This is a genomic window from Vibrio sp. 10N.261.52.A1 (assembly GCF_002876325.1).
GTDB classification, from domain to species: domain Bacteria; phylum Pseudomonadota; class Gammaproteobacteria; order Enterobacterales; family Vibrionaceae; genus Vibrio; species Vibrio chagasii.
In genome coordinates this window covers 1-4,304 of record NZ_MCYD01000654.1, presented here as the reverse complement: position 1 = coordinate 4,304, position 4,304 = coordinate 1, and the positions used below count along the sequence as shown (strand labels likewise).

Sequence of the window (4,304 nt, the reverse complement as noted above, 5' to 3'; positions counted from 1 at the left end):
CTATAATTTACAGTTTAAGCGCATTTGTGATTTCATTATCAAATCCTTTAATCTAATACCTTATAGACAGTTGTCCGACTGCACCCTAACTCTTTACTTATCGCATGCTTGTTCATACCTTGCTCTGCAAGCTCTTGAATGCGTTGGTGAAGCTGCTTATTAGGAAATCGCCCTAGGTGCCTTCCCTCTTCACGAGCTCGCTCCCTACCCTCGTTACAGCGCTGTAAGATGCGTTTTCTTTCCATCTCTGCGAACGCCGAAATGGTGGTATAGATAACCCGACCCACATCACTATTGATGTCCAAATCTCCTAGATCATGAAAAACCAAACCGGCTTTCTTTTGCGCTAGCTGATCGGCAATTTGAAGAGCATCGATGGTATTACGAGCAATGCGGTCGACTTTGGTAACGTGAATCACGTCCCCTTCTCTGGCAAAGTCCAACAACAAATTAAGCTGTTCTCTATCGGAGGATTTACCGCTCGCCTGCTCTTGGTAAATTTTTTCACAGCCTATCGCCTTAAGCTGTTTAATTTGAACATCGAGCGTTTGATCTTGGGTGCTGACTCGTGCATAGCCAATTTTCATGAAATGAGCCTTAAAATGAACATTAAGATAAACTTTAGTGTACATGTTCACTTGATATTTAAAAGACTAACTGGACAGTATTGAGAGGGGCAGCATGTGATGTCCATAAAGTTACACCTTTATGGACACTACGTCAGATTACCTCCAATCACAGAATCATACAAATTGGTTAAATCGTTCGATTCGTTTATAATGAACGAAAAGGAGAATATTATGCAATCACTTACTGCTAATACAGCTAAAACCAAATTTGGTGACTTACTGATGAAGGTTCAACGTGAACCTGTACAAATTAATAAGAACGGTTCACCCGTTGCGGTGATGATGTCTTGTGAAGAATATGAACAACTTGAAGCACTCAAATTGATGGTGGTGAAATCACGCTTCGAACAAGCAGAGGCCGATGCTCTATCAGATAACCTGGTCGACGGTAATGACTTCATGAACGCACTTGACCAAGGTAAATTTGATTAATGATGCACTACAAGCTTTCTTCTGCAGCGCAATCTGATCTCATTGAGATTCGTCGCTATACATTAGAGCGATGGGGGCAGACACAATGGACGACTTACTTTTCAGAGCTCAAGCAATCAATGGAATTACTGGCGAACAATCAGCTGCTTGGCATAGAAGTTTCTGAACTGGGACAAAGCTACTTCCGGTTTCCTTTAAAACACCATGTGATTTATTACATCCAAAATGATTGCAGCCGTTCTTGGTAAGCACATGTCGCCTGCAAAGCATTTTTCACTACTCTCTTAACCCTTAAGCTAATTTAAGGGTTAACCCGCGTCGCTTCATGTAGTCGCGCAGCGTGCTCGGCGCTTCGTCGATCAATTTGGCTGTGGGACGAATCCCCAAGCCCATCTTTAAATACTTCTCTATTTGTTCACGTTTAACATCGAGCTTCAGCCTCTCAGCTTGGCCCTTCGGCCTTCCGAGGATCATGCCATTTTTCTTTCTAGCGGCAAGCGCTTCCTTCGTTCTCATCGAGATAAACTCACGCTCTATCTCTGCTGCAAGTCCTAGCACAGTTGCGGTTATGCGAGATTGCATTGAGCCATCTAGCTGTAAATTCTGTTTGGCGATATAGACATTGATCTTCTTTTCCATACACACTTCTAGAACCTCAAGCACTTGTAAAGTAGAACGCGCAATTCGACTGACTTCAGCAAATACGATGCAATCTCCGCTCGTCATGCCCTCTACTAATGCACCTAATTTACGTTGCCGCCATTTTTTCTTGCCAGTTACCACATCTTCAACAAACACCAAATGACCAATCCCAACCTTATTGGTGTAGTCATAGATCCCGTGCTTTTGGTTTGCCACATCTTGGCTGTCTGATGAGACTCTTAAATACGCATAGTTCGCCATGCTTCCTCCTTAACTAAAGGCGATCCAAATTGGACAAGCTGCGCGAAAAAATATGGACGGGCAACAAAGAGTGCGAACTGTGTCAGATAAAAAACAGCACCGAATGTCGGTGCTGTTTGAAAGTGTGAGAAATCGCTTACAAAACGTCTCTGAGGTTTTTACGCTCTTCAATTTCTTCTTGCTCTGGAATAGTGCCAGGCAACGTAATTTTTTTAGGATTTTGCTTAAAACTTTGCGCGGAGCGAGCAGGCTTCGACCCCTTAGATTTCAAACTAAATACCTGTGGATTAATAGTGAGGTTTTGTCTTACTTCAACCATGAACTCTTGATCTTCATTTTCAGGTAAATAATTGCTCTTAAGGTATTTAATCGACAAAGACTCTTTGTTTCTCTTTAACGTAAACAAGCACTTTGTTAATCGCATTATTGATGTTAAACCTGCCCCAGATGCCATGGTTATTTCTTGGTTACCGCGGATTTCATCTTTATTCACATGGTGAACAAGCAACAAACTGGCACCTGATTCACTGGCAAGGCTCTGAAAAACATTTTTGATTAAGCGATCGTGTTTAACTTCCTCGCAACGGCCTATTGATTCCGTTACGGTATCGATGATCACTAAATCAAATTCAGAGAAGGTTTGTTTGAGTTGTTCTAAATACTGCTTATGTTCTGCCTGTTCTTGTACCGAACTATCGGGTGGAATCACTATCGGTTCAATATCCGTTAGAAAGTGGAGGTTACTTTTTAGCTCGGACTTAATTGTGGCAGTACAGTAAGCCAGCTTTTCTTTCATCCGAGACTGGATGACACCAGCACTGTCTTCTGAACTCAATACCAAAGTTTTACAGGGTTTATTAGATGCACTCATCCCCAATAAAGACATTGAAGATGCATGTTCCATTGCTATACAAAGAGCCAGATGAGATTTACCGACATTCGGTGCGGCAATCAGCATGCCTACATGTCCTCTGAGTAAACCTTTTAAGCTGAAACTGAGGCTCTGACTTGCAGGTGAAGACATCAAACTATCCAGAGATTGAGTGATCATGATTCACCCTCCCCAATATAGAAGATTTGTATGCCATTCCCGACATCGCGAAATTGAAGGCTGAAGTCTTTTTCAATTTGTACAGCGTTGGCCAACAAATCTTTTCGAAGATCACTACGGAAGCTATGACTTACCTTTGAAGCAATAGATTGGATATAACTATCAAGCGCCCACTCAAACTTCTTATTGTGTAAGAACTCAGCTTTATGCGTAGTAATGTACTTTAAAAATGAACGAACTGACGGTTTACTATAGTTAGTCATTTTGTGCTGTTCCAATCGGTAATAGTAGCCATGATCTCGTATAGCTTGAAGCAGACGCATGTCTGGAACTAAAAACACATGGTTAGTGAGGTTCTTACTATTTTTACGGCCTGTTTTAAATTTACTTCGGTCACAATAAAAACGGTAATCTTGAACAAACTCTAATGGTTTCTTGCCAACTACGTTCTGCTCTTCATCAAGTTCATTGATCACCAAGTGAGCCGTCGCTAATTGAGTAATACGACGCTCAATTTGATCATAGTTTGCACGAGTAGTCGCCATGCCCATTCGGGTTGCTAATTCATACATGCTCATTGATAGAACGGTGGCGTCACGATCGATAAATGAATCAAAACCATCTTGTTGGGTATCTGATATATCACCATCAGTGATTGTTTGGTATACCTGTGACCAGGTTAGCCGTGCACCGGCATCATAGGAAGTATCATCGAGTTGGATAGTTTGTGCATACGCCAACATGGTTTCTAAGATATCGCGATGAGGTTGCAGTAGGTAATCAACATGAAGATCAACTCTAAAACTTTTTCCATAGCTGTTTATGTTCACGCTCTCTAACGGATAATTAGGATCGGTACCACCGCTTTGTGCAATCTCGATAAGCTTAGATTGCATAGTCGATGTTAAACGAGAAGCTGGATGAAAGATGGTAGCTCTTGAAAACAGGATAGAAGAGATAAACCGATTTTTTCGGTCTTCTTCATTAATAACTGTCAAGCTAGAGTTTGATGATAACGTCATGATCATTACCTAAGGGGGCGATATGATCATTTTAACAGATTACCTTACCCAACTCATCAACTTCGGTAAATATCTATATGATTTCGGTAAATGTCTATAGTTCGTCACATAATTTATGTATAAATATCGGTAAATAACTACTAGATTCGGTAAATGTTTATTTATCCTGAGTTGATCAAGCTTAAAACTTCAGTGGTTGTTTCCGACTGTTTTTTAACCAAATTTTTATGGTGATCCTAATTTAGACTTAATTTAAGATCTTTACTC

General features: G+C 40.9%; 5 protein-coding genes and 1 pseudogene. 2 read left to right on the top strand and 4 right to left on the bottom strand.

Features of this window, described 5'->3' with window-relative positions; all coding sequences use genetic code 11:
• Nucleotides 1–47: 47 nt before the first annotated feature.
• The gene (locus tag BCT81_RS12260) at nucleotides 48–587 is read right to left on the bottom strand and encodes a recombinase family protein (RefSeq protein ID WP_102424587.1); all 540 of its coding nucleotides are present in this window, start codon (nucleotides 585–587) and stop codon (nucleotides 48–50) included.
• A 213-nt stretch (nucleotides 588–800) separates the two neighbouring features.
• Between BCT81_RS12260 and BCT81_RS12255 the strand changes: the two genes are divergently transcribed.
• Together BCT81_RS12255 and BCT81_RS12250 are read left to right on the top strand one after the other, a co-directional pair.
• The gene (locus tag BCT81_RS12255) at nucleotides 801–1,061 is read left to right on the top strand and encodes a type II toxin-antitoxin system Phd/YefM family antitoxin (protein WP_050647194.1); all 261 of its coding nucleotides are present in this window, start codon (nucleotides 801–803) and stop codon (nucleotides 1,059–1,061) included.
• Nucleotides 1,061–1,349, top strand: a pseudogene (locus BCT81_RS12250) (type II toxin-antitoxin system RelE/ParE family toxin). Before BCT81_RS12255 ends, BCT81_RS12250 begins: the two are co-directional and overlap by 1 nt.
• A gap of 3 nt (nucleotides 1,350–1,352) precedes the next feature.
• Here BCT81_RS12250 and BCT81_RS12245 read toward each other — a convergent pair.
• From BCT81_RS12245 to BCT81_RS12235, 3 genes are all read right to left on the bottom strand, one after another.
• Complete coding sequence (locus BCT81_RS12245) at nucleotides 1,353–1,964, bottom strand: recombinase family protein (protein WP_102424586.1); 612 nt, start codon at nucleotides 1,962–1,964, stop codon at nucleotides 1,353–1,355.
• Nucleotides 1,965–2,100: 136 nt separating this feature from the next.
• Nucleotides 2,101–3,015: an AAA family ATPase gene (locus BCT81_RS12240; RefSeq protein ID WP_102424585.1), complete on the bottom strand. Its 915-nt coding sequence runs from the start codon at nucleotides 3,013–3,015 to the stop codon at nucleotides 2,101–2,103.
• Nucleotides 3,012–4,037 (bottom strand): DNA mismatch repair protein, encoded by a 1,026-nt coding sequence (locus tag BCT81_RS12235; protein ID WP_102424584.1) that lies wholly within the window; start codon nucleotides 4,035–4,037, stop codon nucleotides 3,012–3,014. The genes BCT81_RS12240 and BCT81_RS12235 overlap by 4 nt, the downstream gene beginning before the upstream one ends.
• Between the last annotated feature and the right edge of the window lie 267 nt (nucleotides 4,038–4,304).